Raw genomic sequence first — 20,720 nt, forward strand, 5'->3', positions numbered from 1 at the left:
TGCGGCAGAAACCCACGGCGCTGCCTGCGGTGCGGCCCAGCCGGGCAGATGCAGGAAAACCGTATAAGCCAGAATGGAGCCCACCAGAAAGGGCCCGCCCAGCGCCACAAGTGCGCCTGTCAGCAGCCGCCAGAGGCCGGGCTGGGGCAGCGCATGTGCGGAGGGGCCATCACCGGGGTGCTGCCACATTTCCAGCCCGGCAGTAAAAGCCAGAACAAGAACAGCAACCCAGCCAATATCGGTACCATAAACCGAAGGAATGCCGATCTGTTTGACCGGTACATGCCAGGCAGCAAGCACTATACCCAGCAGAATCGGCAAGACGACAATAGGCAGCACCTTGCGGGTCAGCCGCCAGAATATCCATGGGAGTAGTACAAAAAGTCCGATATCAGCCAGAAGTGCCGTTATTTCTGCCATGTTTCATCCTTGTTCTGTCTGGTCCTGCGTTTAGAGAGGGGAGTGTATACGAAATATGCAAAAATTGCATGCCAATATGTTGTATCTTCATGCGCTACGCGCCGAGAAGGGCTGGACAGCCGCACACTTTTCTGTGTGGAGGCAGGGTTTGAACGTGCTGGCGCGCTGGTGTTTCCCCCCGTATGGTTGCGGCCGGTAGCGCTGGGTAAACCGGCACTTTACGCGGTTATGCGCGACGATCGAGGGACAGGATCAGGACAATGACGCAACCTTTCGTGGCAAGGCATTATGGCGAGCGGGCACAGGATTATGTGGCCAGCGCCGTCCATAGTCAGGGGCAGGATCTGGACCTGATCGAGCGCAGTGTCGCAGGGCGTGGGCTAAGGCGGGTTCTGGATCTGGGGTGCGGCGGCGGGCATGTTAGTTATCGGCTGGCTCCGCATGTGCAGGAGGTGGTGGCCTGCGATGTTACGCCCGCCATGCTGGATGCCGTAGCGCAGGAAGCCGGACGGCGTGGGCTGTCCAATATCAGCACGGTGCAGGCTCCGGCAGAAAACCTGCCGTTTGCGGCGGGCACGTTCGACGCGGTTTTCTGCCGTTTTACAATTCATCACTGGGCGAATGCCCTCGCAGGACTGATACAGGCCCGGCGTGTGCTCGCCCCAGATGGCGTGGCCGTGTTCATTGACGTGACGGCGCCCTCTTCCGCCCTGTGCGATAGCTGGCTGCAAACGCTCGAACTGCTGCGTGATCTCTCGCATGTGCGGGACTACTCCATGGCGGAATGGACAGCGATGCTGGGGCAGGCGGGTTTTGTTGTTCGTTCGATGCAGACACACCGCCTGCCAATGGTGTTCGAAAGCTGGGTGGCCCGTACGAAAACCTCCCCCACCTGTGTAGCGGCCATTCGCGCTCTTCAGCAGAGTGCACCTGAAGAGGTTACCCGTTTTTTTGAAATGGCGGCGGATGGCAGTTTTATGCTGGATGTTAGTAGTTTTGAGGTGACAGCCTCATAAGAGGCTCGGGGGTGCGAGGGGGCTGTCCATCAGCAGAACCACGCTGGGGGCAATGGCTATTATGGTCAGGCTTTCCTTGTCGGTTATCAGGCGGCGTCCTGTGCCTGAAGCATGGTTTCACCCATTTGCACGGTTCCTTCCACTACCAGTGCAAACAGGGCGCGCCCGGGTGTTGTCTGGTAGGCGGCCCCTTCGTTCGGTGGTAGGGCCGCGTGTAGTAACCGGGCCCTGCTGCGTAGGGTCAGGGGAGCACCATCGGTAATGGTGAGGGTGCTTTCGGGGTTGTCTTCCGGGTCGTCCTCGGGAAAGCCTGAAGCCAGAATACGCAAGCCACCATCCTCAAGTGCCGCAAAACCGGGGCGCAGACTCTGTTCGGGTGCCGAATCCTGTGTTTCGGGCAGGAGGTGGAACTGGATCAGGCGGCTGTCCTGCTCCGCCTGCCATGTGGGGGGCGTGCCGTTTTCCTGCGTGCCGATAGCATGCAGCCAGTCAGCCGCGATATCTTCGGGCGGAAAGGGCGGGGCACTGGCCCGCAAAGCACCGTGGTGCAGCCATGTCAGGATATCCATATCCCGCACCGGGGGTGGTGGGGAGTAGAGACTGCCTGCGGGCATGTCTGCTACCAGCACCGCCGCCAGTGCGCTGCGCGTGGCTGCATCGCCCGGAAGGGCATAGGCCTGCATGCGCAGGCCTGTCTGGTGGTTCTGTGGACAGGCTTCTGGCTGTAAAAGCACTATCATGCTGCTGTTATCCCTTGCCTGCCGTGGTCTTGCTGCCTGTGGAGGTGGTGCGGGTGATCGTGGCCAGCGGGGCGACATTTTCCCATCCCCCGCCAAGGCGCGGTAGACCTGTGTCAGATTACTGGCCACCTGCGTTGTGGCGTCCACCAGTGCGTTCTGAGATGAAAGCAGGGCATTTTGTAGTGTCAGTACGGTCAGGAAGTCAGACGCCCCGGCAACATACTGGGCCTGCGCGGTTTTTACGGCTGTTTCGTTTTCATGCACGGCATCGTTCAGGTGATCGCGTTCGTTCTGGGCGGCGGTAAAGTCGGCCATGGCGTTGTCTACTTCCTGCCAGGCTTTCAACACCGTGCGCTGGAACGCCAGAGCGGCCTCCTGCTGCTGGGCCTTGCGCAGGTGAAGCTGGCCGGTCAGCCGCCCGCCCTCAAAAAGAGGCAGGGTGGCGGTCGGGCCAAACCCATACTGGCGCGATGCCCATGACCCAAGGCCGCTGAATTGCAGCGCCTGAATATCAAGACTACCCGAGAGCGTTATGCGTGGGAAAAAATCTGCGATGGCAACGCCAATACTGGCTGTGGCCATGTGCAGGCGCTCAGCCGCCATGCGGATGTCAGGCCTGCGTTCAGCCAGTTGCGAGGGCAGGCCCACCGGCACAGCGGGTGGGGCAACGGGAATAGCCTGCGGCCTGCCCAGTTCCGCATCCAGTGCGCCGGGTTCGCGCGCGACCAGAAAGCTCAGCGCGTTGAGGAAATGCACCTGCTGGCTTTCCAGCGGAGCGAGACGCGATTCAAAACTGTGGAGTTGCCCGGTGGCTTCAGCCACATCCAGTTGGGTTGCAGCCCCCTGCTGAAAGCGCAGGCGTGTCAGCTCCACGCTATGGCGGGCGACATCAATATTATTATGTACGATGGCGATATGGGCCTGCACGCCTCGCAGGGCGATATAGTCCTGTGCGGTTTCCGCCATGAGCGACACCAGCACATCGCGCCGCATGTCTTCCGTGGCGTGCACGGCGGCTGTGGCGGCTTCCACCTGACGGCGCACATGGCCCCACAGGTCTACTTCCCATGAGGCGTTCATGCCGTATTGAGGCAGGTTGAACGAAGGATTGCCCACGCTGCCGGGCATGGCAGCCGGGCCGAAGCCCTGCGTGCCACTGGCGATCTGTCCTGCCCGTTCGCGCTCCATGGTGCCTAGTAGGCCGAGAATACCATTGGTGCTGGCGCGCTCACGCGCATAGGACGCATTGCCCTCCACATGGGGCATTTGCGCCGCGCTGGCGATCCGTCGTTCTGCGGTGCTCTGCATCAACCGCATGGAGGCGGCTTTCAGGTCCAGATTCTCGCGGGTGACTTCTTCTTCCAGCCGGGTAAGGATGGGGTCGTGGAAAATGGTCCACCATTGCGCATCCGTGGTGGCGAGCGTGACCTGACTGCTTTCAGGCGGCAGGGTCTGCCGCCATGTGGCGGGGGCTTTCACCTGCGGGGCGTGGTAGTTCGGCCCTACGGTGCAGGCTGAAAAAGCCAGCAGGGCAGGCAGGGTCATTAGCTTAAGCCGCGGCCTGTTCAGGCTGTTGCGTGTGGGGTTACTGCCAGACATAGCGCGCATCTCCGGCGTGGGTGCCCTGCGGGTGGGAAGCCGTATCGATACTGACCTCAACCGACATGCCCACGCGCACTTTCGCGGCTTCCTTCTGGCCCGGATCGAATGTCAGCTTGACTGGAACGCGCTGCACCACTTTCGTAAAGTTGCCAGTGGCGTTGTCAGGCTGAATGGGGGCAAAGGCGACATCCGTTGCCGGAGCGATTGAGTCCACATGGGCCTTGAGCGGGTGGCCGGGAAAGGTATCGACCCAGACGGTCGCACTCTGTCCGGTCTGTACCTGTGTCAGTTGGGTTTCCTGAAAATTGGCCAGCACATAGGCTTCCTGTGTGGGAACGATTGCCATCACTGTCGTGCCGGGGTGTACATAAGCGCCAACGCGGGCACCACGGGCCCCCACCACACCGTCTACCGGGGCGGGAATGGTGCAGTAGGAAAGATTGAGGGCCGCCTGTTTTTCATCGCCACTGGCGCGCAGGAGCACGCCGCGTGCACGTTCAAGCTGAGCGCGCAGTACATTCACCTGTAATGTAGTGGCGCTGACAGCCGCAGTATCGCGCGCTGTGGCGGCGAGCGCTTCCTTTTCCTTCGCTTCGGAAGACTGTTTCTGTTCCACGGTGCCCGCACCACCCGCCGAGAGGGTGCGGTAACGTGCGAGGTTCTGCCGTGCGAACACCAGATCCGCTTCATCCGCCTGCACGGCGGCCTGTGCCTGCGCAATCAGCGCATCCTGACGGTGCAGGGCGGCTTCAAGGTTGGACACGTCGCCCTGTGCCGCCTGTACGGCACCGTGGGCCACATCCAGTGCAGCGCGGTAGTCATCATCTTCGATATGCACCAGTTCCTCACCGGCCTGTACGCGCTCGTTGTCCTGTGCCGTTACCCGGTCGATCCGGCCTGCTACCTTGGGCGCGACAAGGGTGAAATCGGCCGTGACATAGGCATCGTTGGTGTACTGGTGAACGCCGTCACCAATAACCAGACGTGAGCCGAGCCAGGCGACGCAGGACAGAGCCACGGCGGCGCATCCGGCGTAAAGGAGGGGTTTTCTGTAGATCATGCGAAGGGTGTTCCGAACAGTCAGGAAGCGGGATTGGGAGCGGAGTCTGAAGAAGGCAGGGGGCTGAGGGCAGGAGCGGGTGCAGGCTGTGTCGGTGCGGGGCGTGCGGGCGCACGGGGTGGGTAAACCCGCTTGGGCAGCACGAGGTTGAGCACCGCGTAACCAAGGCAGACCACCATCACCACCAGATAGATATCGGCCAGAGCCAGCACGAGGGCTTGCTCATGGACATAGGTATGAAAGACTTGCAGCGTGTTGTGTGCCACATGGGCCGTGTCGGGTGAGGTGCCAGCAAGCTGGCCGGCAATAGGGCTGCCAACACCATCCGCCGGGGTGGCGTGGGCGCTGCCATGGCCCAGCAGCATGGTGGAGTGATACTGTTCGCGGCGGCGTGTCAGAATGGAAAACAACGCAAAGGCGATGGCGTTTGCCAGACCTTTGAGCATGTTGACCATGCCCGAGATAAAGGGACCATCCGCTGGCCCCATGGCCAGTGTTGCCAGCATGAGTGTCGGGATAACCGTCATGGGCTGTCCCAGAATCTGCAGCATCTGGATGGGGTAGAAATTGTCGCGCACCCAGTCAGGTGTCAGCCACGTGCCTAGCCATGAGGCCCCGGCCAAGCAGAGCATGCCCGCCACCAGAACATAGCGGCAGTCTACCCGGGCACTGTTGCACAGGGCCGCAATGAGCGGGAGCATGATAAGTTGCGGCAATGCCACTACAAGTGAGACAGGGGCTGTCTGAATCGGGCGGTAGCCGCGTATTTCCTCAAGATAGGTAGCGGGAATTTCTGACAGCAGCGAACAGATGGCCAGAATACCGACCAGAGACAGCAGTGCCGCCTGAATGTTGCGTGATTTCCAGTACTGGATACGGAAATACGGGCTGGGGTGATACGCCTCGTTGATGACAAACACCACAAACGCCGCCAGCCCCCAGAAGGTCAGATGCGTGATCAATGGCGAGCGGAACCAGTCCAGCCTGTCTCCCTGATAGAGTACGGTTACGAGGGAGATAATGGCGGGCAGGCCAACCATGAGCCCGAACCAGTTGAATTTTTCGAAGCGTTCCAGATGCACGGGGTCTTTGGGCAGGCCATAGGCCATCATGCCGATGGCAAGTACTGCCATGGGAATGATTTCCCAGTAGAGCCAGTGCCAGCCGAGGTTTTCAAACCAGAAGGCTCCAGCGGCAGGCCAAGGTTGGGGCCGAATGTGGCGCTCATGGCGTAGCCGCCAATACCGAAAACACGGATTTCAGGCGGCAGGTATTTGAGCATGACGGTCATGAGCACAGGCGGCAGGCAGCCGGCCGTCATGCCCTGCATGGCCCGTAACATGCACAGCGATGTTACATCGGGCATGAAAGGGGCTGGTATGGCCAGCAGCGCCATGGCCGCCGTCATGAAAATGGAAAAACGGTAGATCGAGAAAGTCATGTAAAACCACGGCGTAAAAGCCATGGCGGCAATGTTGAACGCTTCGTACAGTGTGATCAGCCACGTTCCTTCATCATGGCCTATGTGCATGGCGCCCCGGATATCGGCCAGACCGATTTCCGTTACATGCTCGTTGAACCCCGCGACATGCACGGCCAGCAGCATGCCAAGGCAGCCGATAACGGTACGCAGGCCAAAAGGCGGAATATAGGATGGCAGCGCCGGTGCGGCATGAATGACCGGAGCAGGGCCGCCAGAGGGCGCGGGATGTGTCATGGCTGGTATGATCAAAGGAAAGCCGCCGCGAAAAAACCCTCATTTCCGGCAGAAGATGATTCCACTTTTCGGAACCATTAAATCTGGTCTCTGCGCCAGATGATGTCTAAAACTGGAAGGATGAGACAGTACGACCTCGATCTGCTACGGTATCTGCACGTGCTGGTGGAAGAAGAGAGCGTGTCGGCCGCGGCCCGGCGCATGCAGGTGAGCGAACCCGCGATGAGCCGCCATCTGGCCAAGCTGCGGCGGGTTTTTTCCGACCCTATTCTGGTGCAGTCCGGCCGTCGGATGACGGCTTCCTCCTTTGCCACGGGTATTCTGGCCCGTGTGCAGGAGGTGGTGCGGATGGCCGATGCGCTGATAGAAACACAAGCACTGGCCGATCTGCCAATATGGCCCCTACCTTTACCATCCGAGCCAATGACCTGATCATCGCCGCGATTGGCCTGCCGCTGCTTAGGGCTCTGCGGCATGACTGCCCGCAATGCGATATTATTTTCGCCCCCGAGGTGGATGACCCCGCCTCCGATCCGCTGCGCCATAACAGCATAGACCTGTACATAGGGGCTACGGACGCACTCAAGCCCGAGATCCGCCGCCAGACCCTGTTCCGTGACAGGATGTACGGTCTGGTGCGCAAGGGGCACCCTATTCTGGATCAGCCCCTGACCCCGGACAGCATGGTGCAGTATGACTATATCAGTGTATCGCGCCGGGGGCGCGCACGCGGGCCGATTGACTGGGCCTTGCGTGACTACGGCCTGACACGGCGGATCACCATGGTGGTGCCGAATTATCATGCCATGATTGAAACCATGGCCAAAACCGATCTGGTGCTGGCCATACCGGGCATGGTGCTTGAAAACATTTCCATGGACCGGCTGGGGCTGGCGTCTTTCGAGTTTCCGCTGGCTCTACCGTTTATTGAGGCGTTTCAGGCATGGCATCCGCGCCGGGATACGGACCCGGTGCATCGCTGGCTGCGGGAGACCCTTTTTCGGGTGACGCGGCATGTCTTTGCCGACCGGACACTGGTGTCATGACGGGGATCATGCCAAAGACAGAACAGAGCTGGAGCATAGACATGCGTGCTCGGGCCTGTGTCTGAACAAAACAGGAAGCCTGCGCTGTGAACGAAGCCGTATTGCTGTCAAACCCGAAGGTGATTCCGGTCATTCTGTCCGGGGGATCGGGGAGCCGTTTATGGCCGCTGTCACGGGGTAGCTATCCCAAGCAGTTCTGGCGGCTTTTGGGCGAGCATACGCTGTTGCAGGACACCGTGCTGCGCAGCAGTGGCATCGGTCTGTCCGCACCGGTTATCGTATGCAATGCGGAGCACCGCTTCATTATTGCCGAGCAGTTGCGTGAGGTCGGCGTGACGGACGCCACCATCGTGCTGGAGCCGGAGGGGCGTAATTCCGCTCCGGCTGTGGCGGCTGCAGCGTTTCTGGTGGCCGAACAGGACCCGGATGCCATTTTGTGGATCATGACCGCCGATGCCGCGATTGGCGATGTGCCTGCCCTGTCCCGTGCGCTGGATAAGGCCGTTGCAGCCGCTGCCGAAGGCTATGTGGTGACATTTGGCATGCGGCCCACCCGTGCGGAAACGGGTTATGGCTATATTGAACAGGGGGCGGAACTGCCGGGCGTGCCGGGTGCATGGACTGTCTCCCGGTTTGTGGAAAAACCCTCGGCAGAGGTGGCGGCAACACTTGTGGCCGACAGCCGCTATTTGTGGAATTCGGGCATGTTCATTGCCCGTGCCCGCACCTTTTTGGAAGAAACCCGCGCCCATGCGCCGCAGGTTTTCGACGCGGTGCAGCAGGCCGTATCCCGGCGTGTGGCGGATCTGGATTTCGAGCGTCTTGACCCGGCTTCGTTCTGTGCTGCCCCGGATATTTCGGTGGACTATGCCATTGCCGAGCGCACCGCACTGGCCGCCACCGTGCCGGGAGATTTCGGCTGGTCGGATATCGGAAGCTGGGACGCCTGTGGGAACTCAGCCCCAAGGATGAAGACGGCAATGCCGTGCATGGCGATGTCTTTCTGGATGACGCCCGCAACTGTTATGTCCGCTCTGAAGGTATTCTGACCACCGTGTGCGGGGTCAGTGACCTTGTGGTGGTGACCACGCGTGATGCGGTCATGATTTCGCACCGTGACCGGGCACAGGATGTCAAGAAAATGGTCGCCCGCCTGACGCATGCAGGACGGCAGGAGGCAACAGCCCATAACCGCATCTACCGCCCATGGGGATTTTACGAAGGACTGATTCAGGGCGAGCGTTTTCAGGTCAAGCGTATTGTGGTGCAGCCGGGGCAGAAGCTGTCGCTGCAGAAGCATTTCCACCGTGCCGAACACTGGGTGGTTGTGGCAGGTACAGCGCTGGTGACCAAGGCGGAAGACATTGTGATGCTGCGTGAGAACGAGAGCATCTATTTGCCGCTTGGCATTGTACATCGTCTGGAAAATCCGGGTAAGATTCCTCTCACGCTGATCGAGGTTCAGTCCGGTCCTTATCTGGGTGATGACGATATCGTGCGGATAGAAGATGTGTACAGCCGCGCCTGAAATCGGCCTGACAGTAGGCCCGTCGGGTTATGGCGCGGGCGGAGAGAATCATGAAAATCGTTATTGTATGTGATTCCTTCAAAGAAAGTCTGTCTTCACTTTCTGTGGCCGAGGAAGTGGAGGCAGGTTTCAGGGCTGTTTTTCCTGCTGTCGAATGTATCAGCCTACCTGTTGCCGATGGGGGTGAAGGCACGGTGGATGCACTGGTGCATGCAACGGCGGGCCAGTTTCGTCTCCACCACGTAACAGGCCCCATGGGTGATCTCGTGCAGGCGCGTTACGGTGTGCTGGGCGATGGCCGAACTGCTGTTATCGAAATGGCCGCCGCCGCCGGGCTGGACCTTGTACCCCGTGCCGTGCGCGATCCGCGTATTGCCACCACTTTTGGGCTGGGCCAGCTTATCCTGCATGCGCTTGATAGCGGATGCCGCCGCTTTATTCTGGGTCTGGGCGGTAGCGCCACCAATGATGGTGGGGCGGGTATGGCACAAGCATTAGGCGTGCGCCTTCTAGACCAGAACGAACAGGAACTACCAACTGGCGGTGCTGCCTTGCAGGCCCTCGCCCGGATCGACACCAGCGCACTCGACCCCCGTTTGGGTGAGTGCGTGTTCGAAATTGCCTGCGATGTTGATAACCCCCTGACTGGCGAGCACGGGGCCTCCGCCGTTTTCGGGCCGCAGAAAGGGGCTACCCCGGATATGGTAGCCCTGCTGGATACAGCACTTATCCGCTTTGGCGAGGCACTCGAAGCACTGGGCAGCACCGGCATTATGACAGCACCGGGGGCTGGTGCTGCGGGTGGTCTTGGAGCGGGGGCTTCTGTCTTTCTGGGGGCGAAGCTACGGCCCGGTGTGGATATCGTGCTGGATGCGCTGGCACTGGACACCGCACTGGTGGGGGCTGATCTGGTGATTACCGGAGAAGGACGGCTGGACGGCCAGACCGCACGTGGAAAAACCCCGGTGGGCGTGGCCCGCCTTGCCCGCCAGCATGGTGTTCCGGTTATTGCACTGGCGGGTGCGCTGGGTGCCGGGTACGAGGCAGTTTATGATCACGGGATCAGCGCCGTGTTCAGTGTTGTCAACCGTCCCTGCCTGCTGGAAGAAGCATTGGCCGATGCGCGGCCCAACATTCGTGGAACCGCCCGCAATATTGCAGCTCTTTTGGCACTCTCGCCTAAAGATGTGTTATCGCCTGCTTGAAATGGGCCGCTGAAATCTAATGTTTTCTGTGCAGAGTGTTTCTAGCGCACCTGTATAGTGACGGACGCCGCACGGCCCTGTGCGTCGATTACGGCCACATGGGCAAAACCCGGCTCGTCTGGCAGCCATGAAGGTGTCAGGCCGGGCAGGGTTGTCAGCAGTTTGTTATTGACCATCCAGCGATAAGGCTGTGCGCCCCCCGATGCCTCCAGCCCGATGGGGGTTACTGTGCCATCCTGCCCGAAGCTTTCGATAACCGCTCCATTTGGCGGTGAGAGCACGCGTGGCTCCTGCTGTTCGGGCAGCACCCGTAGGGAAGGAGCCAGCGGGGCAAGGGCGGGCAGGGGCATGCCGGTGCTGGAAGGCGTGGTGGGCAGCGTATCCATGATCCGCGCCATGACGGGGGCTGCAATATGCAGCCCGGTTATGCCGGGGCTGGAAGCGCCATCTGGTCGGCCAGCCCAGACAATAACCACCCAGCCGGATTGTATGCCAGCGGCCCAGGCGTCCCGCTGTCCGTAGGACGTGCCGGTTTTGAAGGCGATGGAGCGTTCAGCGTTACCTTGTGCGGCATCGGGCAAAGGTGTGCCGCGCAGAATACCAAGAACCTGCCGCGCCACAGCACTGCTGAACAGGCGTGATGGCTGGGCGTTGGGCACAGGCCATGAAACGCTTGGGGGTGTGCTAAGGCCATCATGTGCGAGCGCATTATAGAGCCGCGCCAGATCAAGCATGCGTATGCCAGCCCCGCCCAGTGCCAGCGCAAGGCTGGGGGTGGCGCCTCGTGGCAGGCGCAGATCAACGCCGTTATCATGTAGTGTCGCGATGAAATAACGCGCCCCGATCAGGTTGAGCGCTTGCACGGCGGGCAGGTTGTAAGACTGTTGCAGGGCCGTGCGCACGGTGGTGGTGCCGTGGAAAATGCGGTCATAATTGCGGGGCGCGTAGTTTGCAAAACGCGTTGCACTGTCATGCATAAGCGTATCGGGGGCCAGAACGCCCTGCTGGAAAGCCAGCCCGTAGATGAACGGTTTTAATGTGGAGCCCGGCGAGCGCCAGGCCGTTACCATATCCATTGCGCAGCCGGGACAGCTATTGCCAGCATTGCCTGCCCAAGCGGCAACGCTGGCATCGGGCCGAAGCACAAGCGCTGCCCAGCCGCCGAGGCGTGGGGGCGGGGTTGCGTGCAAGATACGCAGCACGGTTGCCTGTGTTGTGTGCTCAAGGCTGGTTCTGACAGGGCCACGTGCGCCAGTGTGCCATAGATACGCTAACAGGGAGGGGGCATCATGCGGGCTATGCGCGGTGCCAATGTGCCACGCCAGACTGTCCGGGCTGGTGGCACCCGTGCGGGCCAGCACAAGGGCAGTTGCCTGCCGCGCGGCCTGTGGGTGGCGGTCGGGCCGCAGGGTGGTGGGGCGTCTGGGTAGGGCGACCAGCAGGGCCGCTTCCGTTGGGTTTAGATGGGCAGGTTCATGGCCGAACCAGAAGAGCGATCCAGCGGTAATGCCTTCTATGGCACCCCCTTCAGGGGCAAGCGTCAGATACAGGTCGAGCACGCCTGTATGGCCGTAACGCCATTCGAGCTGGAGGGCGCGCAGGGCATCCTGAACCTTGCCGCGCCATGTGTGGCGGTGCGGGGTAAGGAGCCGGGCTGTCTGCATGGCCAGCGTGGAGCCGCCTGAAACAATATGCCCACGGAAGGCGAGCTGCCCGGCGGCCCGCAGGATGGAAAAGGGGTCCACCCCCGGATGCCACCAGAAGCGCCGGTCCTCGGTTTTGAGCAGCAGCGCCAGATAGGCCGCATCGACTGCGGCGTGGTTTGTGGTCAGCCGCCAGCTTCCATCCGTGCTGACGCGCCCATCAAGCCGGGTGTGCGTGGCATCATACAGAACAAGGGCCTGCGCGTGGGCACGGCGCAGGTCCGGGGGAAATAGGTGGTCGAGTGTCAGGGCCAGAATGCTGCCCACAAGACAGGTCAGCAGCCCCCCCGCTATAGCCAGACGGAGCCATGAAGGGGGGTGTTTCTGACCGCTTTCAGGGCGGCTCATCGTGGTCGATGGTCGTTGTTCCGGCAGCGGTGCGGGCGGTCTTGGTGGGCTGGTAGATATCCTGCACCACCGTTTCAGGGCGCAGGAAATGGCCGGGCGTTACGGCCCGCACACTATAGGCAAAACGGAAGGCACCGGCTGGCAGGGCATTATGGTCCTTGCTATCCGTATCGTCTGTTTCTTCCACGCTATTCGCGTCGATATTGAAGGCGGCGACAAAACGGTCATCCCCGACTGAAATGGAACGCGCGGCGGTGGTTTGCCCAAGGAAGGGCAGCCCGTTGTCGGTGTCGTCGCTATTTTCGGAACCACCACTGAGCGCACCTTCAATTTCCCAGCCTGCGGGCAGCATGTCGGTTATGACGCATTGGTGCGGATAGCGGTCTTTTACCGTGCCGTTGATAATCACCACAAAGCGGTCGTTCTGGCGCAGATAATCGGGGTTAACCGGCTGGCCATCCATGTTCAGGGTGGAAACAGTCAGCGTAAACCCTTTTGATATGGGTTTTGCGGCTTCCTTGGGCGCGCCGTTTGTCGTGACTGAAAGCCAGAGCGGGGTGCTGCCAGCATTGGTGAGGTATATCCCTGCTGTTCGGCTGGGGTAGGTGTAAAGGCAACCGGCAGGTTCAGAGGTTCGGGCAGACGCTTGCCGTTGATGGCAATGGCCCGTCCGGCATTTTCATGGTTGAGTGCGCTGGCGGTTTCCAGCAGGTTGACCTTGCTCTGCTCCAACAGGTCCGCAGGGTTGGGGGCCAGCGTGGCAAAGCGGTCCACAAGATGTTGCGCCAGTGCCGTATCGCCGCTTTCGGCGGCGACCGCCGCCAGCCCTGTCAGGTCACGGACATAAATCCAGTATGCTGCGTCAAACGGGTAAGGCTGCCTGATTCTGGGGGGCACAAGGGCTTCGCGCGCAAAGGCAAACACGTCATGGCCTGCGTTGCGCTGGTTGGCCAGCATCAGCCCGCCCGCCAGATGGCCGAGTGCGAGGGCACTCGCCTTTGTGGCGTTTGCTGCGTCTGAACCCCAGAACAGAGTGCGTTTCTGGTCGCTTCCACCAAAGATATTGATGTTGTCGTACAGCGCACGCAGGGCTGGTGCATTTGGGCGTCCGGCCTGTGCCAGCACATAAAGCGCATAGGCGCGGGTATCGGGGGTTATTGTGGTGTCGGTCGTATCGCTGTCAGTGTTGGAGGCATTGGCCTGTTCTGTAGCAAGCCAGTCCAGTGCGCGGTTGAGAGCGGGTTGGGGCACGGCATAGCCCGCGGTTTTGGCCCGGCTGAGGAAATCAACAAGATAGATCTGTGTTGACGGCAGGGTCCCACCATCGTTCAGGCGCCAATCGCCAATGCGCCCACCTGCATCCTCGCGGTTGAGCAGTGTCGTGATGGCATTGCGGATAAACGGATCCACTCCCCCTTCGACCAGCTCCGCGCCCAGATGTTCATGCCCTTTGAAGGACAGCAGGGCGCGCGCGGTAGAGGCAAGGTTTTCCGATGATCCCCATGAAATATCCTGCAGGGATTGCAAAAGCCCGATCGTGTCCACGCCATTCACGCCGGTATAGCTGAGTGTCAGCGTGGCACCGGGCTCGAAATCCGCCAGCAGGTTGGGGGGGAGCGTATAGGACTCTCCGGGTGCCTGCTGGTGGGTCAGCGAGCGTGTCATGGGCAGGTGGCCTGCGCGCACCTGAATATCCCACGCGCGGGTTAGCAGGGTATGGCCGCTGGCATCATGCAGTGTTGCGGTAATATGGGCGATGCCCGGTGCCTGCGCGCTTAATGTGGTGGGGAAACTTTTGCGGGTTCCCTTTGTCAGATCAGCCGCGAAGTCATGCGCGCCGGTGAGTGTTACAGGCCCATCAGCCTTGAGGCTGACGGTGTAATGCCCGGTGGCGCCGTCTGTATTTACTAGAGAGACAAGGCTGGTGGCGGTATCGCCCGGCGCAAGAAAGCGTGGCAGCGTTATTTCTGTAAAGACAGGGTCGCGCACGATGGTTTCTGCACTGCCGGTGCCAACGGCATCATCACGCCATGCGGTGGCCATCAGGTCCAGCGTGCCTTCAAAGTCCGGTACATCCAGCGTGACGACAGCATGGCCGCTGGCATCAGCGTGACCTCGCCAGAAAAAAGCGAGACCACGCGGGTAGATGTCACGGCCAGCGCACTACCCTGACCACCCCCTTCATCCCCACCTTCGTGGATGGCGCCGGCAAGGCCGGAGGGAGTGAGCAGGTGTGCATACGTGTCTGTCACATCAATGGCCAATGCCTGCTGGCCATAAAGAGATTTGAAGATATCGGGCTGTTTCCAGTCTGTCAGTCCGATAATACCCTTGTCCACGGCGGCGAGCGTCAGGTGCAGGGGGCCTGTCTGCCCCCCTTTGATGGTTACGGGGATGCTCAGCTTCGTGCGGGACCGCACGACGTCCGGAGCCTTGAGCGAAACCGACAGGCGGTGTGCGGACTGATCCGTGCCGATATAGGCCAGCCCCACAGCGCGAATTGGCTCATGTGCCCGCGCAGGAGCGTCAAGCGGGCGGTAGAGTGTTGCCAGCACATAAGCGCCGCCGGGCCAGTCGGCTCCGGCCTGCACGGGAATATCCGCACCACCCTGCGGGATATCGAGCGTGCGGATGCTCTCGATATGATCCGTTGCGACAATAACCTGTGCTTTCCCGGCAAAGGGGGCCTCGATATGCACAGACGTACTGCCGTTGGGGGCGATGGTTGTCTCTTTGGGCGTAACGGTCAGGCGGTCGGGTGCGTTGGTCTGGCTGTTATCGGCCGACCACCAGCCGACATAGAACTTCCGCGAGCTTGAAACGCCTGTTGCCGGGTCGGTTACAACCAGCAGATAGCGTGCGGGGGCGAGAGACAGGGACAGGCTGGCGCGACCATTTTCCGCGGTGCTGGTGGTGCCATGCTGAACCGGCTCATCAATCACATGCTCATGAAAACTCCAGCGTCCGGCATCGTAAATCCAGTCATAAACGACGTTTTCGCGTGCGATGTTCCACGCAAGGTTCTTGATGGCCACGGGTTTGTCGTCTGGCCCGAGGGTGACAATATCCGCCGGAACAGACTGTGTTTCGCCACTTGAGCCGCTGTCCTGAGTGCTGATCCCGATAATGGGTTGTGTGCGGGCCAGCGGTAGCGAGAGGGTCTGTTTAACGGCGCGGCCTGTCGGCTCGAAAAGCGAGGCCTCTATGACTGCGCTCAGGGGGCGGTTCTGCCCGGAGGGAAGGTTAGGGGTAACGGAAAAGGTCGTATTGCCCTGATCGTCGGTGTCGGGCACGGCCAGTTTCTGGTTGTTTTCATCGAGTGTCTGCGTGCACAGGCCAAAGGTGTAACCACTCAGGCCGGGCAGGGGCGTGGTGTCGGCAATGATTTTGACCCAGCCTTCGCCGTGTAGTCCGGTGGCAGGGGCTCCGTACAGGTAACGTCCGGTGAGTTGAACATCCAGCTCACCAGTGGCCGGGAATGTCTTGGCACTGCTTGTGAGCGTGGTTTCCAGTGTCTGCGGCACAAAATCCTGCACCGAGAACGAGGCCCCGCCGATGGAGGGAGAGGTCGGGTCCGCATAGGCGGAGAGCGACCATGTGCCATGGGGGGCACTGCTGGCGAGCGTTTCCGTGGTGACAAAACCACCTCCGGCCCGTGCAGGCAGTGTTATGCGCTGGGCTTCAACGCCGTCAGGCCGTGTCAGGACAAGGACAAGCGGCTGGTTTGAAAGCGCGTTGCCTTTCTGGTCACGTAGCAAGGCTGTGACGTTTACGGTTTCACCCGGGCGGTACAGGCCACGGTCCGTAACCAGCACCGCCTGCTGTGCGCCGGGAGCCGGATGCCCGGCGGAGCCGTGGTCAGAAAAATCGAACCAGGACTGGTTGACCTGTAGCATTGCAAAATCGCCCTCAGCCCCCTGCGCCATGACAGAGACAGGGGCCAGAGCCTGCTGGCCGCGTAGTAGCCCGGGGGCGAACACGGCCTGCCCGCTGCTGTCGGTGGTGAGCTGGCCCAGTTCGTCGCCATTCTGGGCTATGAGCGAGACAGCGATGCCGGACAGAAGTTTTGCTGTTGCAAGTGAGCGGACAAAAACATGCAGCCCGTCATGTCCCTGAATGGCAGACAGGCCGATATCGGAGACATTGACCCAGTGCATTGCGAGTTCGTCACTATCCATGTCGGACTGGGTCGTGGTGAGCAGAATGCTTTTTTCTGCCGGTGTGGCGGCGTTTTCCGCTGTGACAAGATACAGGCCGGATTGTTTGCCCTGCACTACTCCTGCGAGCGGGAAAGCGGTTGTAACGGTTTTGTTGTGGTCGTTTCTGATATCCAGCACACCAGCCCAGACGCGGGTAAGCTGCGCATTGTGTAGGGACTGGAACTCCCATGAAGACATGGAGGTGGCGGACAGGTCGATCCGGGGGCCGTTATCGGTTGTTCCGCTCATGCGCAGGGAGGACGCCTTGGGCAGACGCCATACGACAATACGTGCACGATCCATGTTGACGCTCTGCACATCGACCCCTGCGGCGGTCAGGCGCGGCAGGATATAGCCATTTCCTGTCAGGGCCAGTTGCGGCATGCGGTCGCCCGTGGCAACGGACACGTGGACAGGTACAGCCAGTTTGCCGCCCTCCATGTCGCGCAGGCCGGGGGAAAGGGCGATCTGGTAGCGTGTGTTCCAGCCCAGCCCCCCAAGGCACAGATCTGTACCACTGACCCGTACATCGGGTTTGAAGCTGGGGGTCAGGGTCAGGTGGTCGGCGTATTGCGGGGCGGCTGCGCTGTCCAGAGGCTGGTCAAAGCGCAGGCAGGCCTCTGGCGTATCTCCACCCGTGTTGAGGGTAAGGCGCTGGAAGTTCAGCCGGGGTGAGCCGGGCATATCAGGTGGTGTGGGTGTTTTTGCGGCACACAGGGGCGTTGCAAGGTAGGCAGTTGCCAGAACGATCAGGGCAGTCTGCTGTAGTTTCATGTGGCGTGCGCTTCCCGTGGTAGCCGGATGGCTGACTGGAGCCACCTTCAAAATAAGGGGCGATACTAATCGCGCCAGTGGAAATGGTAAAACAAATTGTTTCTGGCAAATGATTTTCTGTTTTTACTATTCTTTAATCTGCCCAGCGCATAGTCGCCTGCCCGGATTGCGTAATACACGCAGTATTGCCAGTAGGGTGCAGCCCATGGCGGCGTGCCCGCCTGCCTGCCAGATATGCACGCCAGCGGCCAAATTTTGTGTTTCCCCGCGTATGGTGTGTGGCACTATGGCCGCCGGTCAGGAAAAGACCCGATAAAATCAGTCTGTTCTCAACAGGAGCCGGATTGAGTAAAAATTTCAGGGAGATGATCATGAAACTGAGCGCGCGCAACCAGATCAAAGGCACCGTCGTTAAAATTGAAAAAGGGGCCACGACATCGCATGTCAGTATCGAAATCGGCGGCGGGGTAGTGCTCATGGCGTCCATCACCAATGAAGCCGTGGCCGATCTCGCCCTGACACAAGGCGCTTCCGCTTATGCCGTTATCAAGCATCGGATGTCATGGTAGGGGTTGAGTAAGGCTTACGGTCTCTGACAGGCTGCATAAGTCAGGTGAATATCCGGTGATGTTCACCACCCCTCATCCCATTCGGGCCTACCCCTGAAATAATCGGCCAGAAAATCCGATAATACCCGCACTTTCAGTGCAAGATGGCGGGCAGGCGGGTAGAGCGCATGCACGCCCAGAGGTGGGGCCTGCGCATCCAGCAAGAGGGGAACCAGCCTGCCTTCGCGCAGTTTTGGCCCGGCAATAAAGCTGGGCAGTAGTGCCACGCCCAGTCCGCGTTCAGCCGCCATGAGACAGGCCTCGCCATTGGAAAGGGTAATCCGCCCCGTAACAGGAATGGTGATGGACTGGCCCGATACCGTATTGCGGAATGGCCAGCTATAGGGGTTACGGAAATTGGTGTCGATAATGCATTCGTGGTGCGTCAGGTCTTCGGGTGTTGTGGGGGTGCCATGCGCTTCGAGATAGGCGGGAGAGGCAACCATGACAATTCGGGCATCACAAAGCCTGCGGGCAATCAGGCTGCTGTCTGATAACTGGCCAATGCGCACGGCAAGGTCAAAGCCATCCTCGACCAGATCAGCCAGACGGTCGGAAAAACTGACATCGAATTTCAGGGTCGGGTAGCGTTCGGCAAAGTCCAGCAGGGCGGGCATGAGTTGGGCGGAGCCGAACGACATGGGAGCCGTTATGCGTAGGCGGCCGGAGGGTGCGCCGCTGGTGTTGCGTATGGAGGCATCCAGCTCATCACGCTGTTCGAGCAGAACTTTGATACGCTCGTAATAAACCTGCCCGATTTCCGTTGGGGACAGAGCCCGGGTGGTGCGTTTGATAAGCTGGACACCCAGATCGGTTTCAAGCCGGGACAGCATTTTGGAGGCCTGACCGCTGCTGACCCCCATGCGCTCGGACGCCGCGACGAAACTCCCTGTTTCGAGAACGGAGACGAACAGACGGTCCAGACTGATGCGGTCAACCATACATGGCCCCTAGGCTAAAGGCTCCGCTGATGCCGGAGGCAGGCAAGTGTGAATGAAGGCGGCCGCCTGCGCAACGCCCTCTGCGGAGAGTGTATGCTCAACACCGGGCAGGATAACGGTTTTGACGGCTACCTCTGCCTGCTCCAGCGCCTGTGCTGCGCGGGAGGCCTCCCTTACCGGCATGATGGGGTCCGCATCGCCATGCACCAGCAATACGGGGGTATGCAGGGCTGGCGTGTAAGGGAGTGGTGAGGCCAGACGGCCAGAAAACGCCACCACTCCGGCCACGGGCCAGCGGCCGGAAACAACCGCGTCCAGCGCCATGATCGAACCTTGTGAAAACCCGACCAGCACCACGCGCTCTGGCTGACCCGCCAGACCGGCATCATCCATGCAGGCCAGCAGGGTCGTATCAAACGCGGCGCGGGCCGAGGCAACCCGTTCTGCCCTGTTGGTGTCTGTCACACCCTGAATGCTGAACCATTGCCGCCCCATTGGGGCATGGTCAAAGGCAAAGGGCGCATCGGGGGCTGCAAAGGCAAGGTCTGGTCTCTGGGTGGACCATTGCCGGATAACGGGGGCAAAAGCAGCCCCGTGGCTGCCAACACCGTGGAGCAGAATGATAAGCCGCGGCTCATGGCTGATAGCCCTTTCCGCGTGCCGTAGGGCTTAGATAGTGTGCCCAGGCAAGATCAGGCCCGAGCGGGACGATGGTGGTGGGGTTGAGGGCTTTGATCGAGTAATAGCCTGTTTTGATATGATCGAGGTTAACTGTTTCCGCAACGCCGGGCACCGCCAGCATGCGCTCAAGGTGGCGGCTGAGAGCTGGGTAATCCGCGATCCGTCGGCGGTTGCATTTGAAAAGCCCATGATAGGCGGCATCAAAACGCACCAGTGTGACAAACAGACGGATATCGGTTTCCGTCAGTGTGTTGCCCACAAGCCAGCCATCGTGCTGGCTCAGTCGGGCTTCGAGCGTGTCGAGCATGCCAAAGACATCCAGAAAGGCCTCGTCATACGCTTCCTGCGTTGTGGCGAACCCGGCGCGGTAAACCCCGTTGTTAAGACGCTGGTAGAGGCTGTCGTTCAGGGTATCGATCTGGGGTTGCAGGGCTATGGGGTACAGATCGTATTCAGCCGAGGCCAGAGCCCCAAAACCGGCATTGAACATGCGGACAATATCGGCGGACTCGTTGTTGACGATGGTGCGGGTTTTCTTGTCCCACAGCACCGGCACGGTTGCGCGGCCGGTAAAATGCGGGTCTGCACGGGTATAGAGCTCATGTATCCACGTGGCGCCATTGAGTGTGTCTTGGTCGGCCCCCGGATAATCGCCAAAGCGCCAGCCCTGATCGGTCAGGAACGGTTCCACCACAGACAGGGACACGCTCTCTTGCAGCCCTTTCAGCCTGCGTGCGATCAGTGTGCGCGAGGCCCATGGGCAGATTAGCGCCACATACAGGTGGTAGCGGTCTTTTTCGGCGGTAAACCCACCCGTACCGGTCGGACCGGGGCGTCCGTCCGGTGTTACCCAGTTTCGGAAGGATGAGGTCTGGCGGACAAAACCGCCCTTTGCATCCTTGTTCTGCACGGGTTGCCAGTTTTCAACCCATTTTCCATCCACGAGCATAGGGGGCCTCTGTTCCTGTATTGGGGGACCATATGGCTGAAACGGCCCTGAAGGACTTGTGTTTCAGGCGCATACTGTATGAACCCCTGTGTAGGCTCTCCTGCCTGTGCTGAGTATCGGGGCGAATGGCACTGCATTTCTTCCGTAAAGGAATGAATGGGGGTGGCCACATCCTGCCGATGA

At 60.4% G+C, this 20,720-nt stretch carries 11 protein-coding genes and 5 pseudogenes; 5 read left to right on the forward strand and 11 right to left on the reverse strand.

The annotated features are described in order from the left end of the window. The first annotated feature begins 680 nt into the window (after positions 1–680). Positions 681–1,436: a class I SAM-dependent methyltransferase gene (locus JCM25143_RS01915; protein ID WP_025859835.1), complete on the forward strand. Its 756-nt coding sequence runs from the start codon at positions 681–683 to the stop codon at positions 1,434–1,436. 86 nt (positions 1,437–1,522) lie between these two features. Here JCM25143_RS01915 and JCM25143_RS23180 read toward each other — a convergent pair whose 3' ends face one another. From JCM25143_RS23180 to JCM25143_RS15985, 4 genes and pseudogenes are all read right to left on the reverse strand, one after another. Continuing rightward, the gene (locus tag JCM25143_RS23180) at positions 1,523–2,254 is read right to left on the reverse strand and encodes a pirin family protein (protein ID WP_369347344.1); all 732 of its coding nucleotides are present in this window, start codon (positions 2,252–2,254) and stop codon (positions 1,523–1,525) included. Next, a pseudogene (locus JCM25143_RS21815) lies at positions 2,184–3,721 on the reverse strand (efflux transporter outer membrane subunit). The gene JCM25143_RS23180 and the pseudogene JCM25143_RS21815 overlap by 71 nt, the downstream one beginning before the upstream one ends. Positions 3,722–3,761: 40 nt before the next feature. Continuing rightward, positions 3,762–4,838 carry an HlyD family secretion protein gene (locus tag JCM25143_RS01930; protein ID WP_025859837.1) on the reverse strand — a complete coding sequence of 359 codons (1,077 nt, stop codon included), beginning with the start codon at positions 4,836–4,838 and terminating at the stop codon, positions 3,762–3,764. A 20-nt stretch (positions 4,839–4,858) separates the two neighbouring features. After that, positions 4,859–6,555 (reverse strand): annotated as a pseudogene (locus tag JCM25143_RS15985) (MFS transporter). Between the two features lie 120 nt (positions 6,556–6,675). Between JCM25143_RS15985 and JCM25143_RS15990 the strand changes: the two are divergent. The 3 genes and pseudogenes from JCM25143_RS15990 (at position 6,676) to JCM25143_RS01950 (ending at position 10,334) form a co-directional block, all read left to right on the forward strand. After that, positions 6,676–7,601, forward strand: a pseudogene (locus JCM25143_RS15990) (LysR family transcriptional regulator). Between the two features lie 86 nt (positions 7,602–7,687). Continuing rightward, positions 7,688–9,129, forward strand: a pseudogene (locus JCM25143_RS15995) (mannose-1-phosphate guanylyltransferase/mannose-6-phosphate isomerase). 50 nt (positions 9,130–9,179) lie between these two features. Next, positions 9,180–10,334 carry a glycerate kinase gene (locus tag JCM25143_RS01950; RefSeq protein ID WP_025859838.1) on the forward strand — a complete coding sequence of 385 codons (1,155 nt, stop codon included), beginning with the start codon at positions 9,180–9,182 and terminating at the stop codon, positions 10,332–10,334. A 41-nt stretch (positions 10,335–10,375) separates the two neighbouring features. Here JCM25143_RS01950 and pbpC read toward each other — a convergent pair whose 3' ends face one another. The 4 genes from pbpC to JCM25143_RS01970 are packed head-to-tail and all read right to left on the reverse strand — an operon-like array spanning position 10,376 to position 17,358. Further along, on the reverse strand, positions 10,376–12,385 hold the full coding sequence (pbpC, locus tag JCM25143_RS01955; protein WP_025859839.1) for a penicillin-binding protein 1C: 2,010 nt from the start codon (positions 12,383–12,385) through the stop codon (positions 10,376–10,378). Continuing rightward, positions 12,372–12,848: an alpha-2-macroglobulin family protein gene (locus JCM25143_RS01960; RefSeq protein ID WP_025859840.1), complete on the reverse strand. Its 477-nt coding sequence runs from the start codon at positions 12,846–12,848 to the stop codon at positions 12,372–12,374. The genes pbpC and JCM25143_RS01960 overlap by 14 nt, the downstream gene beginning before the upstream one ends. Positions 12,849–12,865: 17 nt before the next feature. After that, positions 12,866–14,533: an alpha-2-macroglobulin family protein gene (locus JCM25143_RS01965; protein ID WP_081773442.1), complete on the reverse strand. Its 1,668-nt coding sequence runs from the start codon at positions 14,531–14,533 to the stop codon at positions 12,866–12,868. Further along, positions 14,428–17,358, reverse strand: a complete 2,931-nt coding sequence (locus JCM25143_RS01970) for an alpha-2-macroglobulin family protein (protein ID WP_025859842.1) — start codon at positions 17,356–17,358, stop codon at positions 14,428–14,430. The genes JCM25143_RS01965 and JCM25143_RS01970 overlap by 106 nt, the downstream gene beginning before the upstream one ends. 371 nt (positions 17,359–17,729) lie before the next feature. Here JCM25143_RS01970 and JCM25143_RS16000 point away from each other — a divergent pair. Beyond that, positions 17,730–17,938, forward strand: a pseudogene (locus JCM25143_RS16000) (TOBE domain-containing protein). A 51-nt stretch (positions 17,939–17,989) separates the two neighbouring features. Here JCM25143_RS16000 and JCM25143_RS01980 read toward each other — a convergent pair. The 3 genes from JCM25143_RS01980 to JCM25143_RS01995 are packed head-to-tail and all read right to left on the reverse strand — an operon-like array spanning position 17,990 to position 20,537. Beyond that, positions 17,990–18,907 (reverse strand): LysR family transcriptional regulator, encoded by a 918-nt coding sequence (locus JCM25143_RS01980; RefSeq protein ID WP_025859843.1) that lies wholly within the window; start codon positions 18,905–18,907, stop codon positions 17,990–17,992. A gap of 9 nt (positions 18,908–18,916) precedes the next feature. Continuing rightward, entirely contained in the window at positions 18,917–19,552 is a 636-nt protein-coding gene (locus JCM25143_RS16005; RefSeq protein ID WP_035370337.1) for an alpha/beta hydrolase, read from the reverse strand. Further along, on the reverse strand, positions 19,542–20,537 hold the full coding sequence (locus JCM25143_RS01995; protein WP_025859845.1) for a glutathione S-transferase family protein: 996 nt from the start codon (positions 20,535–20,537) through the stop codon (positions 19,542–19,544). The genes JCM25143_RS16005 and JCM25143_RS01995 overlap by 11 nt, the downstream gene beginning before the upstream one ends. Between the last annotated feature and the right edge of the window lie 183 nt (positions 20,538–20,720).

Origin of the sequence: Acetobacter papayae JCM 25143 (assembly GCF_000613285.1) — a bacterium.
Lineage (GTDB): Bacteria > Pseudomonadota > Alphaproteobacteria > Acetobacterales > Acetobacteraceae > Acetobacter > Acetobacter papayae.

Excerpts from the sequence above, each read along its gene's own strand:
- JCM25143_RS01995 (WP_025859845.1), bottom strand. The coding sequence starts at position 20,537 with ATGCTCGTGGATGGAAAATGGGTTGAAAACTGGCAACCCGTGCAGAAC.
- pbpC (WP_025859839.1), bottom strand. The coding sequence starts at position 12,385 with ATGAGCCGCCCTGAAAGCGGTCAGAAACACCCCCCTTCATGGCTCCGT.
- JCM25143_RS01915 (WP_025859835.1), top strand. The coding sequence starts at position 681 with ATGACGCAACCTTTCGTGGCAAGGCATTATGGCGAGCGGGCACAGGAT.
- JCM25143_RS01960 (WP_025859840.1), bottom strand. The coding sequence starts at position 12,848 with ATGGATGGCCAGCCGGTTAACCCCGATTATCTGCGCCAGAACGACCGC.
- JCM25143_RS01950 (WP_025859838.1), top strand. The coding sequence starts at position 9,180 with ATGAAAATCGTTATTGTATGTGATTCCTTCAAAGAAAGTCTGTCTTCA.
- JCM25143_RS01980 (WP_025859843.1), bottom strand. The coding sequence starts at position 18,907 with ATGGTTGACCGCATCAGTCTGGACCGTCTGTTCGTCTCCGTTCTCGAA.
- JCM25143_RS01970 (WP_025859842.1), bottom strand. The coding sequence starts at position 17,358 with ATGAAACTACAGCAGACTGCCCTGATCGTTCTGGCAACTGCCTACCTT.
- JCM25143_RS01930 (WP_025859837.1), bottom strand. The coding sequence starts at position 4,838 with ATGATCTACAGAAAACCCCTCCTTTACGCCGGATGCGCCGCCGTGGCT.
- JCM25143_RS23180 (WP_369347344.1), bottom strand. The coding sequence starts at position 2,254 with ATGTCGCCCCGCTGGCCACGATCACCCGCACCACCTCCACAGGCAGCA.